A 16,665-nucleotide genomic window follows, 5' to 3' on the forward strand; every position below is an offset into this window, starting at 1 on the left:
CGCCTCGGAATCGGGACCGAATGGGTCCGCAGGTGGAGACTTCAGCCAATTCCCGCAAATCACGTCTCTCGAGGCACAGTTTGTTGTCTGCGAAGCGTCGCAACACGTTCGTTGGCGTCACAACGGTAGCAGGCTAGGTCCTGAAAATCATTGAAGATTTTTTCGGACAGGGCGCCTACCATAGGTCGGCGTTTTTTCTATAATTTCAGTAGCTTAAGGTAGGCTGGTAGCGGGAGAGCGCTACCGCCTTTCCCCCCACTCGTCGAACTACCGGTTCCTGCTTAGGTGCTGCGGCTGAGCTGTGTCGCTGCAATCTGCCGCCAGACATGCGCGGTGGACGCCCCGGGTTCGGAACTGCGCTGCGGATGGCCAACGCATGGAAAAGGAGTGCCGGTCAGTTCAGGGTTCTGCCGTTCCCTGCCGCGCTGCCCAGTCGAACGGGTAAAGGCAATAGAAATAGCCGGTACGCTCGGTGGCGATGTATTTCAGGTGGGTGCCGTTTGGCAGCCAGACGATATCGCCGGGATTGCACTCATGGCGACCGTCGTCGAGTTCGATCGTCAGGGTGCCCTCGTGGATGAACAGCACCTCGTCGTAGGTCACGGTCCAGTCGATCGAGGCGTTCTCGAGATACTCGATGCCGCCGCCCATGGTCCGACTGATATCGGCATTGATGACGCGGGCAATCGAGGATGTGCCGGTCGGTGTGATGGACGGCTTCAGGGTCAATTCGCTGCGCTTGAAGATCTTGGCCTTGGACACCGTTTATCCTTTCCTTGCGCGGAGGTTGGCTTTCGAAGGGGTGACGCCGGACGGGGCCAGTCCCGCGAGCCATCTGGTCAAGAGGTCGGGTTTTCGGCCGGCATGTTCGAGATCGTCGCGCCGCCGCACCGCGCCGCGAACGAAATGCGCGCCGACGAACCGGAATGGTTCGGATGGGAAGCCTCGCGTCACTGGGCGCACGAGCGCCGAATGGGTGAGCTCGGATTCGCCGCCGGTCAACAGGCCGGCCAGGATCTTGCCGCCGAGATAGGCCATCGTCGTGCCGTTGCCGGAGAAGCCGTAGCCGTAGACGATGTCGCGGTTGGCGGGCAGGGCGCCGAACAGTGGCACGCCGCTGACGGTCCGATCGATCGGGCCGTTCCATGATGTATCGAGCGGAAAGTCGGCGAGCGCCGGGTGACCGTCCCGCAACGCGCGGCGCATGTCGGCGACCCGTGGCGATAGACCATGAAACCGCCTGTCGACGATGCCGCCGAGGCCGATGACGCCCCCACTGACGCCGACAGACAGCCGACCATCGCGCGTCGGTGACCAACCGCCGACGAAAACGCGGGAATCGATCATCAGCGGCGCGCGGCGGTAGCCAATCTTGTCGAGAAGGTCTGGAATGGGTTTTGACATGGCGTCGTCGCTGGAGATGTTGAAGATTGCCGGCGCCAGTTCTCGAATGGCGCCGGACCATGCATTCATGGCAAGCACGATCTTGCCGCAAGACACAGTGCCTCTCCCCGTCTCCACCTTGAGCGTGCCGTCGCGCGAAAACCGCGTCATCGGCGACTTTTCATAGATGCGCACGCCGCGTGTTAGTGCTGCCCGGCGCAGGCCGCGCACGAGGAAACCGGGATGCACGGTTGCCGACGACGCATCGAACGCGCCGCCGAGGTGGCTCGTCGTGCCGGCCATCGCTGCGATCTCGTCGCGCGAAACTCGTCGCGCCGGCACGTAGCCATGCGCCGCCAGCTTGTTCAACGCGTCGTCCCAGGCGCCAAGCTGGGCTTCGCACGTCGCACCCCAGATCCAGCCGATCCGATCAAACCAGCTGTCTATTCCCTCGGCCTTGCAGAAAGCCTCGATGCCGCCGATTGCGGCTTCGGATGCCTTGATGATCGAAAGTGCATCGTTTCCGTCGCGCAGCGCGGCGAGCGCGCTGTATTTCGTCCATGCCGAGAGCACCATGCCGGAGTTGCGGCCGCTCGGGCCACCGCCGCAAATGTCACGCTCGACGATGACAACATCGAAGGCGGGATTGTGCTCCTTGAGGCGTATAGCGGTCCACAAGCCCAGATAGCCGCCGCCGACGATGCAGATGTCAGCCTGGGTCGCCTCTTCGAGCGGAGGCGCAAGGTCTGGGTCCTCGGGCAGGGCCTGCCGCAGCCAATGGCTTCGCCAGACGATGTCCTTTTCCGTCAGTTGCATCACGATGCGCCTCTGGCTGATAGGCGGCGCTCCACGAGCCTGACCCAAAGGCTCGCGCCAATCGGCAGGATTGCGTCGTTGAAATCGTAGTTGGTGTCGTGAGCCGCGGCCTGGTGCGCATCGTCGGCCTGGCCGAGCAGGAAATAGCAGCCGGGCCGCTGTTCCAGCATGTAGCAGAAATCTTCAGAACCCATCTCGGGAGGCGGATCGATGACGAGACTTGCCGGTCCCATCACTTCGTTCACAATCGCGATCATCGCGTCGGCTTGCGCCGCAGTGTTTATCGTCGGTGCGAAGGGCGTTTCGTAGCGGATGTCGACGCCGGCGCCAAAAGCTTCAGCTTCGTTTTTCGCGATGCGGCGGATTGCCGTCTCCAGCGTCTTTTGAATCTGGTGGTCGAAGGTGCGCACGGTGCCGGTCAGAAACGCCGTATCGGGGATGGTGTTGAAGGCTTCGCCTGCGCGCAGGCTGCCAACGGTGACGATTGCGGGAGAATGCACATCGGTGACGCGGCCGGGCAGGGCTTCGATTGCCAGCAGGATGCGCGCGGCGATGGGGAGTGGATTGATCGCCAGATGCGGCATCGCCGCATGGCCGCCCCTTCCGTAGACGACGATCTCGAAGCGATCGGCCGCCGCGGCCACCGTTCCGCGGTGGACGGCGATCTCGCCGAGCGGCCGTTCGCAATTGTGCAGCGCGTAGACTTCATCGCAGGGGAAACGCTCGAAAAGGCCCTCGTTCAGCATGGCAAGCGCCCCACCTCGACCCTCCTCGGCCGGCTGGAAGATGAAATGCACCGTGCCGGCGAAGTCGGGCGAGCGAACAAGCGCCGAGGCTGCGCCGAGCAGCATAGTGGTATGGCCGTCATGGCCGCAGCCATGCATCCGCCCGGGGGTGCGGGACGCATGCGCCAGCGGCCGTGCCTCAGTCATCGGCAGGGCATCCATGTCGGCGCGGATGCCAAGGCTGCGACCAGCGCCGAGCCTGCCCCTGAGCGTGCCGACGACACCTGTGCGTCCGACGCCTTCGGTCGTCTCGATGCCCCACGCGCGCAGTTTGTCCGCCACGAAACGCGCCGTCTCGAACTCTTCGAAACCGAGCTCGGGATTGGCATGGAGATGCCGCCGCCACGCCGTCATCTCGGTCTCGAGTTGCTGCACCGACGGAACCAGTTTCATGCCGATGCCTCTGCGCGGAGAGTTTGCGAACGGCTCTGCAGGATGGCGATGACCCCAAGCAGGATCGCCGAGAAAGCGATCAGCAGCACGGCGACGGCCGCGATGGCAGGGCTGATGGACTCGCGAACCCCGGAGAATATCATGCGGGGCAAGGTTCGCTCCGCGCCCGTCGAGAGGAAGCTTGCGACGACGACTTCGTCGAAAGAAATGATGAAGGCGATGATGGCCCCTGTAACGACGCCCGGCGCTATCAGCGGCAGCACCACCTTGAAGAAGGTGCGCATGGTGCCGGCGCCGAGCGATGCCGCCGCACGAACCAGCGTCCGGTCGAAGGTCGAAAGGCTGGCGACGACGGTCGTCAGCATCACAGGAACGGCCATCGCCGTATGCACCAGAATGATCGATAGCTTGTTGCCAACGAGTCCCAGCGTGGCGAAGAATGAAAAGGCCGCGACGCCGACGATGACGACCGGCGTCACCAAAGGCGCGGCGATTATTGCGTAGAGGATTCGCTTGCCGGCAAAATCGCCCCAGGCGAGCCCGATCGCCGCCGGTATGCCGAGCAGCAAAGCCAGAACCGTGGTGGATAGCCCGATGACGACCGAGTTCCACAGCGCGTTCGGCCAGCGCTGGTCGACCCACAGTTCGGCATACCAGCGCAGCGACCAGCCCGGCGTTGGAAATGCCAGCGAATTGCTCGAGGTCAGCGACATGGGGACCACGATCAGCAGGGGCAGGATGATGAAAGCCAGCAACGTCGCCGCATAGGCATACATCAGCCATTTCCGGAAGCGGTCGGCGCTCATGCGACATGCGCCTTGCTGCGGAAGAGGACGGATGCCGTCCAGAACAGGAACGCAAACAATACGAGGATCATCAGCAGTTGCAGGGAAAGCGCTGCGCCCATGCCCCAGTTCAGCGTGCTGTTGGTGTAGAAGGCTATGTAGCTGGAGATCATCTGGTCTGTCGGCCCGCCGACAAGCGTCGGGGTGATGTAATAGCCGAGCGCGAAGACAAAAACGATCGCCCCGCCGGACAGGATCCCGGGCAGGATCAACGGCAACTGCACGCGGCGCCACGCCGTGAGCCACGGCGCACCCAACGACAGCGCCGCGCGCATGTAGGTGGTCGGAACCCGCCGCATGACGGCGACGACGGAGAGGACCATCATGGGCAGCAGAACCTGAACCATCGCCAGGTACAGCGAAAAGCGGGTGTAGATGAGGTCGAGGGGTTCGCTGACGATACCCAATCCGAGCAGTGTGGAATTCACGGGACCGTTCTTCTGCAGCACGATGATCCAGATGACGGTGCGCACCAGCAGCGATGTCCAGAGCGGAAACAGGATCAGCGCGAACATCAGCTTCGACCAGGCAGGCGGCGCGCTGACGATCGCCTGCGCCAGCGGCACGGCGAGCACCGCGCAGATGACCGTCACCACCATGCTGATCCAGATCGTACGCAGCAGCGCGTCGACGAAGATGGCGCGGTCGGCCGAAACGGCTTCGATCGAATTGTCCGCGCCGCGCTTCAGGTCGAGGCTCGCAAGCAGATAATAGTCCGTTCGCGCGCTTTGCTGACGCGCTATGACCTGCCAGAGATCGATGTTTTTCCAGCCGGCCTGTTTGGCGAGCACCTCGTCGCGCACGGGGCGCATGCCGAGCTTGCCGTCGGCCGCATCCTTTGCCGTCTTGATGACGAGGAAACGGCTACCGACAACGCGCTGGTTCACGAGTTGCGCCAGGACGCCTTCCTTCCCGGCGCGCCGCGCGTCGGCCAGGTCCTCGACGAGTGCTGCAAAGACGGGTTCGCCAGGCAGGCCGCTCTCTGCTTTCCAGCCGGCCAGAGCGGCAATGGTGCGCGGCAGGTTGTTCGAGAAATCCGAGTTGTCGACGGCCAGAGCCAGGAAGCGCGCCAGCGGCCACAGAAACAGAATGACGACGAATAATATAAGCGGAGCCGCCAACAGGGCGAGCATGCCGCCCCGTTGGCGTCGCTTCATAGCCGGTTTTGTCCCGACCAGCATGCCCAAGTTACTTCGCGAGCCAGGCCTTGAAGCGTTCTTCCAGCGCTTCCTTGTGCTCGGTCCAGAAGTCGTTGTCATAGGCGGCGCCGTACTGGAGGTGCTCCGGCGACGTCGGCAGGTTGGCCTTCCAGTCCGCGGGAATGAGGTCGGCGGCTTCCTTGCGACCGGTGCCATAGGCATAGAGCTTGGAGAAGCCGGCCTGATTTTCAGGGATGGAGAACCACTTGAGGAGATCCAGCCCGCCTTGCTGGTGCGGTGCGCCCTTCACCACGGCCCAGTAGTCGGTGCCGTAGAAGAAGCCGGCGTCCCATGCGATGGCGTAAGGCTTCTTCTCGTTGATGGCTTCGTTGGTGATGCGTGCATTGAACGCGTCGCTGAGCGTCACTTCGCCGCTGTCCAGGTTCTGGATGCCCTGCGTCGTGGTGGACCACCAGACGACGTTCGGCTTGATCTTGTCGAGCATGGCGAAAGCCCGGTCGACGCCTTCCGGCGTGGCCAGCACCTTGTACATGTCCTCGCGTTTCACGCCGTCGGCCATCAGCGCATTTTCCAGTGTGAACTGCGCTTGCTGGTAGAGGCCGCGCTTTCCTGGAAATTTCTCGACGTTCCAGAAGTCCGCCCAACTCTTTGGCGCGGCGTCGCCCTTATAGACATCCGTGTTGTAGGCAAGAACCGTTGCCCATGTGTCGGACGCGACACCGCATTCATGCAGGGTGCCTGGGAGATAATTCGCCGCGTCGCCGGTGATCTCGGGCGTCAGCGGGACGAACAGGCCTTCGGCGCAGCCGACTTCCATGGCGGGCGCTTCCACCGAGACGACGTCGTAGGTAATGTTGCCCGCCTGCACCTGGGCACGCACCTTGGCGACCTCGCCGCCCCACTCTTCCATGATGATCGGGACGCCCGTCTTTTCGGTATACTTGTCCCAGACTCCATCCTTGTAGGCCTTGTCCCATGTACCACCCCAGCCGACCACCGTGACGGGATCGGCCGCGGACGCGGCAAAAGTGGAGGTCGCGAGGCAGATCGCGGCGGCAGATACGGCTTGCAGATAAGTCCTCATCGCAGTTCCCCTTTCTTACCATTGTAGATTTGATCAAATTTCAAACGCAAAATGGATTGATTTGCAACAGGAATTTGCGATAGGGTGCAAGAAAGTTAAAAAGACAAGGGAATTTGATCGAATGCTGCAAGGCACTAGAGACGTGCGCGCCAATGTCAGTCTCGCTGCTGTTCTGGACGAGGCGCGACAGTGTTTCGCTGACGCCAACCCGAACAGCCTGGCGCGCCAGAACGAGGCCGCGGCATCGTTGCCGGGCGGCAATACGAGGGCTGTACTTTGGTACCCGCCATTCCCTGTTTCGTTCGTCTCCGGCGAGGGCTGCAGGGTCACCGATCTCGACGGCCATACCTATGTCGATCTGGTCTCGGAATACAGCGCCGGCTTCTACGGCCACTCCGACAAGGCGATTTCGGCGGCCCTTGTGGACGTCATACAGGGCGGCATCATGCTGGGTGCACCCAACCGCTACGAGGCGCGCCTGGCAGCGGCGGTGGTCGAGCGTTTTCCAGCCATCGAGCGCGTGCGCTTCTGCAACTCGGGCACCGAGGCGAACATCATGGCGATTTCCGCCGCTCGCGCCATCACGAAGCGTTCGAAGATACTCGCCTTCCGGGAAGGCTATCACGGCGGCGTACTGACTTTTGCGCATGGCGGCTCACCGCTCAATTTGCCTTTCCCCTTTGTCTTCGCCGACTACAACGATAGTGCAGACGCCGTGGCGCTCATCAAGGAACAGGGCGACGAGCTTGCCGCCGTCATCGTCGAACCGATGATGGGCGGCGGCGGCTGCATCCCGGCGACCCGCGAGTTCCTGCAGGCGCTGCGCACAGCGACGAAGGAGACCGGCGCGCTGCTGATCTTCGACGAGGTCATGACCTCGCGCCTCGACTATCGAGCGCTCCATGGCGCGCACGGAATTTTTCCCGATTTCGTGACGCTCGGAAAGTACATCGGCGGCGGTGCGAGTTTTGGCGCATTCGGTGGACGCGCCGACCTCGTCGACCGCTTCGATCCGGCTTTGCCTGGTGCGTTCTCGCATGGCGGGACGTTCAACAACAATATTCTCAGCATGGCTGCTGGTTTCACCGGTCTGACGCAGGTGCTGACGCAAGAGGCGAGCCGCGCCATCAATGCGCGCGGCGATCGCTTGCGTGAAGCGATGAACGTCTCACTTGAACGACATGGCGTCGAGGGCATCGTCATAGGGCGCGGGTCGTTGATGAACCTGCATTTCGTCAGGGGGCCGGTGGACACGCCGGCGCGGCTCGACGATGCCGATCCATCGGTGATTGCGCTGTGGCATATCGAGATGCTGTTGCGAGGGTATTACGTGACGCCGCGCGGCATGCTGGCGTTGTCACTGCCATTTGGCGACGCCGAACTCGACGGCTTCGCCGCCGCATTCGACGATTTCCTGTCGAGCAACCTCAAAATACTGCCCCGCCGGACAAACTGATGCTCGATCGCAAGGATGCCACCGCCGGCTCGGCCGCGCAAAAGACAGCTCATGTTCGTGTCCATACGGGCTTGAAGGAAGCACTGATGAACGGTGACTTCCTGCCCGGCCAAAGACTGGTCGTGCGACAGCTTGCCGAACAGTACCGGACCAGCGCCATGCCGGTGCGCGAGGCCTTGCGGCAACTCGTCAGCGACGAGGCGATGTTCGACCACCCAAACCGGGGCGTCATCGTCCCCGAGGCCACGGTGGCGCGTATTTCGGATCTCGTGCGTGTGCGCTGCAGCGTCGAAGGGACGGCGGCCGAATGGGCTGCGACGACCATCACGCCCGAAGAACTCGATGAATTGGCGAAGCTGAACAGCCTGATGCGCGAGTGCGTCGAGAGCAACGTCATGGCTAACTATCTCGGCCTGAACAGGCGCTTCCATTTCACGATGTACCATGCCGCGCGGTCACCTCTCATCCAGCAGATCATCGAGAAATTGTGGCTGCAGGCAGGACCGTTCTTGAACATCGTCCGCTCGGACGTGACCTACGGCCTGGGCCTGGACCATCACGACGAAATGCTCGCGGCGCTGCGTCGCGCCGATGGCGCGGCTGCGCGCAAGGCCCTGGTGGCCGATCTGCGCGAGGCCGCCGACATCATTCTTCGCGCCGCGGCGGCGGCTGAGGCGCAGCCTGCTCGAAAGCGCCCGACTTCGGTGCGCCGTGATCCGAAGGCGCAGGCGCGGTGATGGGCGGATCTCCGCGTGGGCCGGTTCACGTCGAGTTTCGCGGCGTCAGCAAGCGCTACGGGCATGCGGTCCAGGCGGTGCGCCAGCTCGACCTGGAAATCGTGCGCGGCGAATTCCTGACGCTGCTAGGCCCTTCCGGGTCCGGCAAGACGACGGCGTTGATGATGCTGGCAGGATTCGAAGATACGACCGAGGGCGAAATTCTCATTGACGGTCAGCGCATCGACAACGTTCCCGCCAATCGTCGCGGCATCGGCATGGTGTTCCAGAACTACGCGCTTTTCCCGCACATGACGGTCGCCGAAAATCTGGCTTTCCCGCTCGAGGTCCGCAAACTTGGCCGCGAGGAGGTCAGGCGACGTGTCGGGAACGTTCTCGACATGGTCCAGTTGCCCGAATTCGGCAATCGGCGGCCAGCGCAGCTTTCGGGCGGGCAGCAACAACGTGTGGCGGTTGCCCGCGCCCTGATTTTCGAACCGCATCTTGTCTTGATGGACGAACCGCTTGGCGCCCTCGACAAGCAGCTGCGTGAGCAGATGCAGTTCGAGATCAAGGATATTCACGCCCGGCTGGGCGTGACCTTCGTCTACGTCACGCACGACCAGACTGAAGCGCTAACCATGTCGGACCGCATCGCGGTGTTCAGCGCCGGCCGCATCGAGCAACTGTCGACGCCGCGCGAACTGTACGAGCGTCCCGCGGCGAGCTTTGTCGCAAGCTTCATCGGTGAGAACAACCGCATGTTCGGCGCCGTGCTGGCCGGAAGCGAGGATGGCGGCGTATACGTCCGTCTCGACGACGGCGACGTTGTGTTGAACGCCATGTCCTGCGGTGCTGCGCTTTCTGCGGGTGTCAGGGTGACGCTGTCGATAAGGCCCGAGCGCCTGTCCGTTCTGCAGGACGGCGTCACGGCGCTCAACGAGATTCCGGCGACGGTCGTTCAATCAATCTACGTCGGCGATCATGTCCGGCTCGTCGCCGCGACCGCGAGCGGCCAGAAATTCATCGTCAAGCTTGCTACTTCGTCGTCTCAGCCGAAGCTCGATCCGGGTACGGCGATCCGGCTGGGCTGTGGCCGCGAGGATTGCCTCGCGCTCGATCGATAACACCAAAAGGCAGACAAGGGAGACCCGATCATGAAGAAATCGCCGAAAGTCGTCATCACCTGTGCGGTCACCGGATCGATTCACACGCCGACCATGAGCCCCTATCTGCCGATAACGCCTACCGAGATCGTCGACGCGGCTGTCGGCGCAGCCGAAGCTGGCGCCTCGGTGATCCATCTGCATGCCCGCGACCCCGAGACGGGCAAGCCGACCCCCGATCCTAAGCTCTTCATGGACTTCCTGCCGCGCATCAAACAGCAGACCAACGCCGTGATGAACATCTCTACCGGCGGCGGCCTCAAGATGACGCTCGACGAGCGTCTCGAAGCCGCCCATGCCGCCAAGCCCGAACTCTGCTCGCTCAACATGGGGTCGATGAATTTCGCCTTGCATCACATCGCGCCGAAATACACCGACTGGAAGCACGACTGGGAGAAGGGCTACCTGGAAGATACCAAGAAGGGCATCGTCTCCAACACGTTCGAGCAGATCGAGCGCATCATTGTCGAGGTCGGCCAGGCCTATGGCACCAAGTTCGAGTTCGAGTGCTATGATGTCAGTCACCTCTACACGCTGGCGCACTTTCTCGACCGCAAGCTGCTGAAGCCGCCGCTTTTCGTCCAGACGATCTTCGGACTTCTGGGCGGAATCGGCGCCGACGCCGAAGACATGATGCACATGCGCAGGACGGCGGACAGGCTGTTCGGAGACGACTATCTCTGGTCGATCCTTGCCGCCGGCAAGCACCAGATGAACCTCTGCACGATGGGTGCGATCATGGGTGGCAATGTGCGTGTCGGGCTGGAAGACAGTCTCTATATCGGCAAGGGCGCGCTTGCCAAGAGCAATGCCGAGCAGGTCGCCAAGATCAAGCGCATCCTTGGCGAACTGTCGCTTGAAATCGCAACCCCCGACGAAGCCCGCCAGTTGCTGGATCTCAAGGGCGGAAACGAGGTCGGGTTTTGACGCCCCCGATTGAAACCTATGTCGGCGTCGTCCATCCTTGGATGTGTGACGCGATGGGCCATCTCAACGTCCGTCACTACGTCGCTATGTTCGACGACGCCAGTTTCCAGCTGCTTGGCAGGATCGCCGATCCCCGTTTGACGCCGACGCTCGGCTGGGCGGATGTGAGGATGGAGATCGACTACGTGCACGAAACCGAGGTGGGAACTCTGATCACCGTTCGCACCGTTATAGAAAAGCTTGGGAAGTCGTCGCTGACCTATCTGCATGAAATGCGCGGCACGCTGGACGATGTGCTGCATGCACGCATGCGCACCGTAACGGTGCGCTTCGATCTTCAAGCGCGGAGCAAGATCGAGATCGAAGGCGAAGCCCGACAGGCGTGCGCGAAACTCCCGAGGGGTGAAGTCGATACGCGTGGGTGACGGCGAGAATGTCTGAGGGCATCGTTAGCGGCATTGGCGTGACTTGAGCGAGATGCTCTAGGTCGCGGAAGGCTTCTACTCGCCATAGGAAGGGCAAAATATAGCCGCTATTGCACAGACACCGCATTGGGCGGCCGCCACAATCGGGCCATTGCGTACGATAGCGGGGTTGAAGTGGTAGCGGGACATCGCAAGACCTACTACTGAGGGGGGCGCTCTTTGCTATCGTCAGCCAGGGTGACGGCAAGTCGTTCGAGCGTCACGACGTTGAAAACCACGACTTGTCTCAATGATGGACCGGACGGACAGTTGAGCAAAATCAAATAATTACGGGAGATCGTGTGCAAAACTGCACACGCCTCGACCAGCCACAGCACAGCGGTTTTGAGCGAGCGCTCGACCGCGTCGCCGAGCTCATCGTGGCGCGAGGCGACCATGGCGAGGCATGTGCTCCCGCCATACGACCATTTGGAGCCCGCCCTGGAGGATCATCGAGCAAAGGAACAACGCCTCGCCGCAGTGCGCCAGCGTGTCATACAATCCCAGGATCGAACGGCAACACGATCTTCCAGGCCGATGTCAGCGACCGTCCGTGATGCATACTTAGGGGATTTGGGGAATAATCACAGCAGGACCGGATAGCTCGCGCGCTTCGAGGGCCCGATGCAGGTCTTGAACCTGGGTCCACTCGAACCGGGAGTAGGAATTGGTATCGGACATTCCGTCCGACATGGCCTTAAACAGGTTGGCGGCGTTCTCCCGAAATTGCGCCGCTGCCGCGTTGTGCGGAAAAATGGAAGGCCTCGTCAGGAAGAGACGGCCTCTGCGGTTCAAGAGTTCCGGATCGATCGCCGGAGCCGGTCCGGATGCCATGCCAAGACAATGACAGTTCCGAAAGGGGTGGCCAGATCCAGCGAAGACAGGAATGTGTCTTTGCCTATTGAATCCAAAACTGCGTCGACCTTGGTACCTCCGGTCCATTCGACAATTTCGTCCTCCCAGCCTTTTCTGGAATAGTTGACAGCGAACGCACATCCGTTGGCTTTCGCCAACGAACATTTCTCGTCCGATCCGACCGCCCCAATGACGGTTGCCGCTAGCTTACTGGCCCAACTCGCCAGGATGGAGCCGACACCGCCGGGAGGGGCGCAGGAGCACCAGATGCCCATTCCACGGGGAACGTCTTTTGTATCAGATACTGCGCCGTCAGACCTTTGAAGAAGTGGGCGGCGATCACTTCGTCCGAAAGACCATCGGGAACGGCAACCAGCTTCTCGGCGTTGACGGTCCTGAATGTCGCGTAGGCTCCTGTGCCCGCGCTCATATATGCGACCCGATCGCCGATCTTGAACTCCTCTACTGAGGAATCCAGATCCTCAACCACTCCCACTGCCTCATGTCCCAGGCCAGTATTCAAGAGAAGCGCGCTATGCCCTTGCGTTGCGATATATCGATAAAATTGAAGCCTATGGCAATCTGCCGAATGGTCACTTCTCCACGGCCGGGTGGCCCCAACTCCAAGTCAGCAAAGTGCATGACCTCCGGGGGCCATGGTGTCTATCCGAACAACTTGAGCGTTGGGCATTGGAAATTTCTCCTGTCGTCATCGACCGAGATGGGCATCCGGCCTTTTGCCGGGTCATCGCGGACGTATACGAATGTCGCGACCTCTTGCCGGCAGGCCATCATGATTGTGCGAACCAATATTTGGTTTCGGCACTGAAGGGCTGGGCCACGTCGCTCCTTGAAAGACCCGAGTACCGGCAGGCCGACAGCTTGATCAAGTTCGGGCAAAAAGTCCTGTCACGTGTTGCGACCGCTCAGTCATCTGCGCCGGCGCAAGCCTGCATCGGTTAAAGCGAAACCTTGCTTCGCCTTCAAATTGCGTTCAGTCGCGACGTCGGCTCTTGCTCAGCAGGGGCGCAGAGTTTGTTGCGCGTCCCTACGAATTGAATCTGCCTGCCAATACTGGATCGTGGAGATGTCCTACAAACTGATCGTGCAGCAATTTGCGGACGAGATCGTCGTACTAGACGGCGAAACAATTCTCGAAGCGGCGATGCGCACCGGGCACTACTGTCCTTCGGACTGCAGAAACGGAGTTTGCGGCGAGTGCAAATGCGCTCTCATCTCCGGTTCCGTGGACATGAAGCAGTACCTGGATGTCGCTCTGAACGAGGATGAGAAGCAACAGGGTTATATTCTCGGCTGCCGCTCGATGCTGCGAAAGCGATTGCGAAATTGCCCTGCTTGAGCGGGAAGAACGCGTGCGCTGGCGACAAGCGTCGCCCGATGGGCACGAGCCGCTAACAAAAAAGCGCCCCATGAGACCAAACGGCCTCTCCATCGCAGGTACGAAAATGGAAAAGAAGCAGAACTTTCACAGCTTTGTGTTGATACCGATGCTCGGCAGCGTCGGCGGTGAAGGCTCCGTTCTAGCCGCTTACCCGGATATGACGGCGATGCAGCAGATCGGTCATCTCCTGTTCGAGCACATCCATCCGCCATCACGTCGCGGCACTGAGTTACCCAGCCGCGATCCGCTGACCCCAACGGTATGAACCCGGACCATCTTTGTTATTGAAAACCCGCTTTCGGCGGGCGTATAAAACTCGACGTTACCATTGCTTTTTGTAGGGAGGCTGTGATGGATAACGTGATACCAATCCGCAAAGTATTGCCTTGCGTGGAAGTCGTCGAAGCCTGCGGCGAATGGTCCGTTCGTGTGGCCGAGGAAGACCAGGAAATTACCCGATCATTCGTGATTGAATCATTCGCGCTGTCCTTCGCAGAAGGCCAACGGATACGCCTGCATCTCGACAAGTTCGTTCGCCTGTAAGAACGATCTCATTCCCGGCAGGTGATGTGGCACGAGAAACCGGATCACCTGCCGCTAGAATTCGACCAATGAGCGCCGGCCGCCCTCAGCTAATTGATTGCCGCGTCGATGCGTTTGCCGAAAATGTCGGCCATTGAGCGGGAATACGTGGCGGTCAGGTGATCGGTGTCGCGCCAGACAAAAACATTGCCGATGACCGCAGGGCAAATGTTGCCCGGGCATACAATGTCGCTGAAGTCGACGAGCGGCACATGCGGGTAGAGGCGCTGGGCAACTACCACGGGATCCCGATCACGTGCCGATTTATATGGAACAGAGCAGTGGCCGTCCCGAGCCATGCACCGCTCCGGGTTCGTTCCCCAAGCTGGTGTGTCGGCTATTACCACCACCTTAATGCCCAATGCCTCAATGCTGCGCCATAGCTGCACCAACGTATCGCTCACGGGCACTTGGCTTCCGTCGTCGGGATAAGCACGTAAAACGTCTCTCTGCCCGAAAATGATGATGTCTGGCCTTTGTTGTCGAATAATTCGCAGCATATGCTGACCCCAGGTCAGGCAATCTGGAAACGGACGGTCGCTGTCAGACATCATGATCATGGTAGGAAATAGCGGGCATCCGGGCTTGGTAAAACTCTCCGCATTCCAACCTCGATCCGACGCCGCCACCTGAAACGCCGGAAGCCAGTGCTCTGCGTGCGAATCGCCAACCAGGAACACCTTGAGCCGCCCATTTGGATCGCCAACCTGGCAACCGACAGGTTCGCCGTTTTCGCGAGGCGGGCGGCAGCTGTCCGTTTGTGGCTTATCCTGCTTTATTGTCGGCAGCGAAGGAGCATAGGCCGCTACGGTCGGCACCGGCCTGTTGGTGAACAAGGACCTAGCCCCTGGATAGTCATTCGGGTTGTCCGAGATCAATGCTTGTTGCCGGGCGATTTCTATCGAGACAGCGCAAAATGCGATTAGAGGCACCAAAGGAACCGGGGCAAAAACGGCCAGCCACTCGACCAGTCGGGGGCGTGATCGCAACGATGCGCGGTGGCGGAAACGGTCCTCGACATGAACCTTGGTGATGGCGGCTAGACCGACGCTTGCTGCAAGGATGGCCAGGCCGCCCCAAAGGCCGATCGCTTCGCCACTTTGCTGGGTGAAAAAAACGATGATTGGCCAATGCCAAAGATAGAGCGAGTAAGAGATGTCGCCGAGGAATTGGAACGGTCGTGACTTGAGCAAAGCAAAGGCGCTGAACGACGACTGGCTTTGACCAGAGACGATCACCAACGCGGTCCCAACGGTCGGCAACAGCGCCGCATAGCCGGGGAAGGGTGTCTTGGTCGAGAACAGAAAGGCGGCTGCGAGAATCGAGCCGACGCCGGCAAACCCAAGCAATCGCCGCGCTCGTACCCCGATCCGTGTGTCGGCTGACTCCGGCACCATGGCACACAGCAGAGCGCCGAGCGCCAGCTCCCACATGCGGGTGTGAGTGACGAAATACGCCCGCGCCGGGTCAACAAGCGTGAGCCATACGGAGGTGGCAAGCGAGGCGATGAAGATTGCGCCTAGCACGGCGGCCAGCAAGGGTCGCCAAGGCCTGTGGACTTTTCGTGAAAGCCACAGGAGGCCGATGATCAGCCCCGGCCAGACAACGTAGAATTGTTCTTCGATCGACAGCGACCAGTAATGTTGGACCGGGCTCGGCGCGCTCGTCATCGCCAGGTAATCAATCGCCTTCGCTGCGAGCCGCCAGTTCTCCAATTGAAAGGCGCTGTGCACCAGTTCATTCGTGCCGTCCCTCCATAGCGCGGAGGGTAGATAGAGCGGGGTCGCCAAGCCCACCAGCAGAAGGACAAGCATCGCGGCAGGCAAGAGGCGCCGCGCCCGGCGAACATAGAAACCAAGTAGGTCCATTCTTCCGGTGTCCTCCACCTCCCGCAGCAGGACGCCGGTGATCAAGAAACCAGAAATGACAAAAAACACGTCAACGCCGACATAGCCGCCGGGGGCCAGCCACGGCCAGACATGGAACAAAGCGACTGAGCAGACAGCGATAGCACGCAGCCCCTGGATCTCAGGCCGGAAATTCGACTTGCTCAAATACTTGCTTCCGGTTGCTGCTAGGCTCGCGCTTATACAGAATGAACGAATGGAACAAGTAGCCCCCAATAACAACCTCAGCACTCAATTTGGCATCGGTTGGGACCAGAAAAGCGAAAAGCCCCGGACACCGTGAGGCGCCGGGGCGAAGTCGGATAGTTGGTTTCATGTCGTCGCCAATCAGCCGCCGCGCAGCGCCCACCAGATATCAGACCAGTACGCGGTGACAAGGGAGGCTAGCGCCGCCGCAGCCATGCCTGTTACGCCGAGAGCACCGAGCCCCATCAGTTTCCACCGGGTGACCTCCGCTGTCACGGCCTTCACCTCAGTCATGTCTTCACTGAGGGATTTCACTGCGCCTTCGGTCTGGGAAAGACGCTCCACCAACTCGTCGGTCTTGGCGTACATCTTCGATCGGCTGGCGGCGGCGCGCTGTTCGGATTGCTCGTAGCTCAGCGCGGCCCGGGGCGTCGCTATCTTTGATATCGCGCCGGATTTCGGTGACGTCCCGCTGGACACCCTCCAAAGCGGCGACGAGGCCGCCTACCATCATCTCCAGGCTCTTCGTCGCCGATGT

General features: G+C 60.9%; 18 protein-coding genes. 8 read left to right on the plus strand and 10 right to left on the minus strand.

Features of this window, described 5'->3' with window-relative positions; translation table 11 throughout:
• Positions 1-399 precede the first annotated feature (399 nt).
• From X733_RS163825 to X733_RS163800, 6 genes are read right to left on the minus strand one after another with little or no spacing between them, the layout of a single operon-like run.
• Positions 400-762 (minus strand): AraC family ligand binding domain-containing protein, encoded by a 363-nt coding sequence (locus tag X733_RS163825; RefSeq protein WP_023711040.1) that lies wholly within the window; start codon positions 760-762, stop codon positions 400-402.
• 3 nt (positions 763-765) lie between these two features.
• Positions 766-2,199, minus strand: a complete 1,434-nt coding sequence (locus X733_RS163820; protein ID WP_023711041.1) for an FAD-binding oxidoreductase — start codon at positions 2,197-2,199, stop codon at positions 766-768.
• Positions 2,199-3,377 (minus strand): M20 aminoacylase family protein, encoded by a 1,179-nt coding sequence (locus tag X733_RS163815; protein WP_023817325.1) that lies wholly within the window; start codon positions 3,375-3,377, stop codon positions 2,199-2,201. Before X733_RS163815 ends, X733_RS163820 begins: the two co-directional genes overlap by 1 nt.
• The gene (locus X733_RS163810) at positions 3,374-4,183 is read right to left on the minus strand and encodes an ABC transporter permease (RefSeq protein ID WP_050588602.1); all 810 of its coding nucleotides are present in this window, start codon (positions 4,181-4,183) and stop codon (positions 3,374-3,376) included. The genes X733_RS163815 and X733_RS163810 overlap by 4 nt, the downstream gene beginning before the upstream one ends.
• A complete protein-coding gene (locus X733_RS163805; RefSeq protein WP_023817327.1) occupies positions 4,180-5,379 on the minus strand; it encodes an ABC transporter permease in 1,200 nt (399 codons plus the stop codon). The genes X733_RS163810 and X733_RS163805 overlap by 4 nt, the downstream gene beginning before the upstream one ends.
• 31 nt (positions 5,380-5,410) lie before the next feature.
• The gene (locus X733_RS163800) at positions 5,411-6,466 is read right to left on the minus strand and encodes an ABC transporter substrate-binding protein (RefSeq protein WP_023696855.1); all 1,056 of its coding nucleotides are present in this window, start codon (positions 6,464-6,466) and stop codon (positions 5,411-5,413) included.
• A 121-nt stretch (positions 6,467-6,587) separates the two neighbouring features.
• Here X733_RS163800 and X733_RS163795 point away from each other — a divergent pair, with 121 nt between their 5' ends.
• Genes X733_RS163795 through X733_RS163780 form a run of 5 tightly spaced genes read left to right on the plus strand, consistent with a single transcriptional unit; the run spans position 6,588 to position 11,156 of the window.
• A complete protein-coding gene (locus X733_RS163795) occupies positions 6,588-7,922 on the plus strand; it encodes an aminotransferase class III-fold pyridoxal phosphate-dependent enzyme (protein WP_023711045.1) in 1,335 nt (444 codons plus the stop codon).
• Positions 7,922-8,659: a GntR family transcriptional regulator gene (locus tag X733_RS0133780; protein WP_023696853.1), complete on the plus strand. Its 738-nt coding sequence runs from the start codon at positions 7,922-7,924 to the stop codon at positions 8,657-8,659. The genes X733_RS163795 and X733_RS0133780 overlap by 1 nt, the downstream gene beginning before the upstream one ends.
• Positions 8,659-9,765 carry an ABC transporter ATP-binding protein gene (locus X733_RS163790; protein ID WP_031192955.1) on the plus strand — a complete coding sequence of 369 codons (1,107 nt, stop codon included), beginning with the start codon at positions 8,659-8,661 and terminating at the stop codon, positions 9,763-9,765. The genes X733_RS0133780 and X733_RS163790 overlap by 1 nt, the downstream gene beginning before the upstream one ends.
• Positions 9,766-9,795: 30 nt before the next feature.
• The gene (locus X733_RS163785; protein WP_023711047.1) at positions 9,796-10,731 is read left to right on the plus strand and encodes a 3-keto-5-aminohexanoate cleavage protein; all 936 of its coding nucleotides are present in this window, start codon (positions 9,796-9,798) and stop codon (positions 10,729-10,731) included.
• Positions 10,728-11,156, plus strand: coding sequence for an acyl-CoA thioesterase (locus X733_RS163780; RefSeq protein ID WP_023711048.1), 429 nt, complete (start codon positions 10,728-10,730; stop codon positions 11,154-11,156). The genes X733_RS163785 and X733_RS163780 overlap by 4 nt, the downstream gene beginning before the upstream one ends.
• Before the next feature lie 200 nt (positions 11,157-11,356).
• On the opposite strand, the gene X733_RS163775 is transcribed toward X733_RS163780, so the two are convergent.
• Positions 11,357-11,593, minus strand: coding sequence for a hypothetical protein (locus X733_RS163775; RefSeq protein WP_023817328.1), 237 nt, complete (start codon positions 11,591-11,593; stop codon positions 11,357-11,359).
• Between the two features lie 659 nt (positions 11,594-12,252).
• Positions 12,253-12,540: a hypothetical protein gene (locus X733_RS1000000170090; protein WP_023711051.1), complete on the minus strand. Its 288-nt coding sequence runs from the start codon at positions 12,538-12,540 to the stop codon at positions 12,253-12,255.
• 597 nt (positions 12,541-13,137) lie between these two features.
• On the opposite strand from X733_RS1000000170090, the gene X733_RS163770 reads away from it, so the two are divergent.
• The 3 genes from X733_RS163770 (at position 13,138) to X733_RS0133790 (ending at position 13,995) form a co-directional block, all read left to right on the plus strand.
• A complete protein-coding gene (locus X733_RS163770) occupies positions 13,138-13,410 on the plus strand; it encodes a 2Fe-2S iron-sulfur cluster-binding protein (RefSeq protein ID WP_031192957.1) in 273 nt (90 codons plus the stop codon).
• 106 nt (positions 13,411-13,516) lie between these two features.
• The gene (locus tag X733_RS163765) at positions 13,517-13,717 is read left to right on the plus strand and encodes a hypothetical protein (RefSeq protein WP_023711053.1); all 201 of its coding nucleotides are present in this window, start codon (positions 13,517-13,519) and stop codon (positions 13,715-13,717) included.
• An 86-nt stretch (positions 13,718-13,803) separates the two neighbouring features.
• Complete coding sequence (locus tag X733_RS0133790; protein WP_031192958.1) at positions 13,804-13,995, plus strand: hypothetical protein; 192 nt, start codon at positions 13,804-13,806, stop codon at positions 13,993-13,995.
• A gap of 89 nt (positions 13,996-14,084) precedes the next feature.
• On the opposite strand, the gene X733_RS163760 is transcribed toward X733_RS0133790, so the two are convergent.
• Together X733_RS163760 and X733_RS1000000170565 are read right to left on the minus strand one after the other, a co-directional pair.
• Positions 14,085-16,088: an acyltransferase family protein gene (locus X733_RS163760; protein ID WP_023711055.1), complete on the minus strand. Its 2,004-nt coding sequence runs from the start codon at positions 16,086-16,088 to the stop codon at positions 14,085-14,087.
• A gap of 180 nt (positions 16,089-16,268) precedes the next feature.
• Positions 16,269-16,496 carry a DUF1515 family protein gene (locus X733_RS1000000170565; protein ID WP_245274366.1) on the minus strand — a complete coding sequence of 76 codons (228 nt, stop codon included), beginning with the start codon at positions 16,494-16,496 and terminating at the stop codon, positions 16,269-16,271.
• Positions 16,497-16,665: the final 169 nt, after the last annotated feature.

It is taken from the genome of Mesorhizobium sp. L2C066B000 (assembly GCF_000502335.1).
Lineage (GTDB): Bacteria > Pseudomonadota > Alphaproteobacteria > Rhizobiales > Rhizobiaceae > Mesorhizobium.

Excerpts from the sequence above, each read along its gene's own strand:
- X733_RS163800 (WP_023696855.1), bottom strand. The coding sequence starts at position 6,466 with ATGAGGACTTATCTGCAAGCCGTATCTGCCGCCGCGATCTGCCTCGCG.
- X733_RS163765 (WP_023711053.1), top strand. The coding sequence starts at position 13,517 with ATGGAAAAGAAGCAGAACTTTCACAGCTTTGTGTTGATACCGATGCTC.
- X733_RS0133780 (WP_023696853.1), top strand. The coding sequence starts at position 7,922 with ATGCTCGATCGCAAGGATGCCACCGCCGGCTCGGCCGCGCAAAAGACA.
- X733_RS163815 (WP_023817325.1), bottom strand. The coding sequence starts at position 3,377 with ATGAAACTGGTTCCGTCGGTGCAGCAACTCGAGACCGAGATGACGGCG.
- X733_RS163775 (WP_023817328.1), bottom strand. The coding sequence starts at position 11,593 with ATGGTCGCCTCGCGCCACGATGAGCTCGGCGACGCGGTCGAGCGCTCG.
- X733_RS0133790 (WP_031192958.1), top strand. The coding sequence starts at position 13,804 with ATGGATAACGTGATACCAATCCGCAAAGTATTGCCTTGCGTGGAAGTC.
- X733_RS163790 (WP_031192955.1), top strand. The coding sequence starts at position 8,659 with ATGGGCGGATCTCCGCGTGGGCCGGTTCACGTCGAGTTTCGCGGCGTC.
- X733_RS163820 (WP_023711041.1), bottom strand. The coding sequence starts at position 2,199 with ATGCAACTGACGGAAAAGGACATCGTCTGGCGAAGCCATTGGCTGCGG.
- X733_RS1000000170565 (WP_245274366.1), bottom strand. The coding sequence starts at position 16,496 with ATGTACGCCAAGACCGACGAGTTGGTGGAGCGTCTTTCCCAGACCGAA.
- X733_RS163805 (WP_023817327.1), bottom strand. The coding sequence starts at position 5,379 with ATGAAGCGACGCCAACGGGGCGGCATGCTCGCCCTGTTGGCGGCTCCG.
- X733_RS163785 (WP_023711047.1), top strand. The coding sequence starts at position 9,796 with ATGAAGAAATCGCCGAAAGTCGTCATCACCTGTGCGGTCACCGGATCG.
- X733_RS163770 (WP_031192957.1), top strand. The coding sequence starts at position 13,138 with ATGTCCTACAAACTGATCGTGCAGCAATTTGCGGACGAGATCGTCGTA.
- X733_RS163795 (WP_023711045.1), top strand. The coding sequence starts at position 6,588 with ATGCTGCAAGGCACTAGAGACGTGCGCGCCAATGTCAGTCTCGCTGCT.
- X733_RS163810 (WP_050588602.1), bottom strand. The coding sequence starts at position 4,183 with ATGAGCGCCGACCGCTTCCGGAAATGGCTGATGTATGCCTATGCGGCG.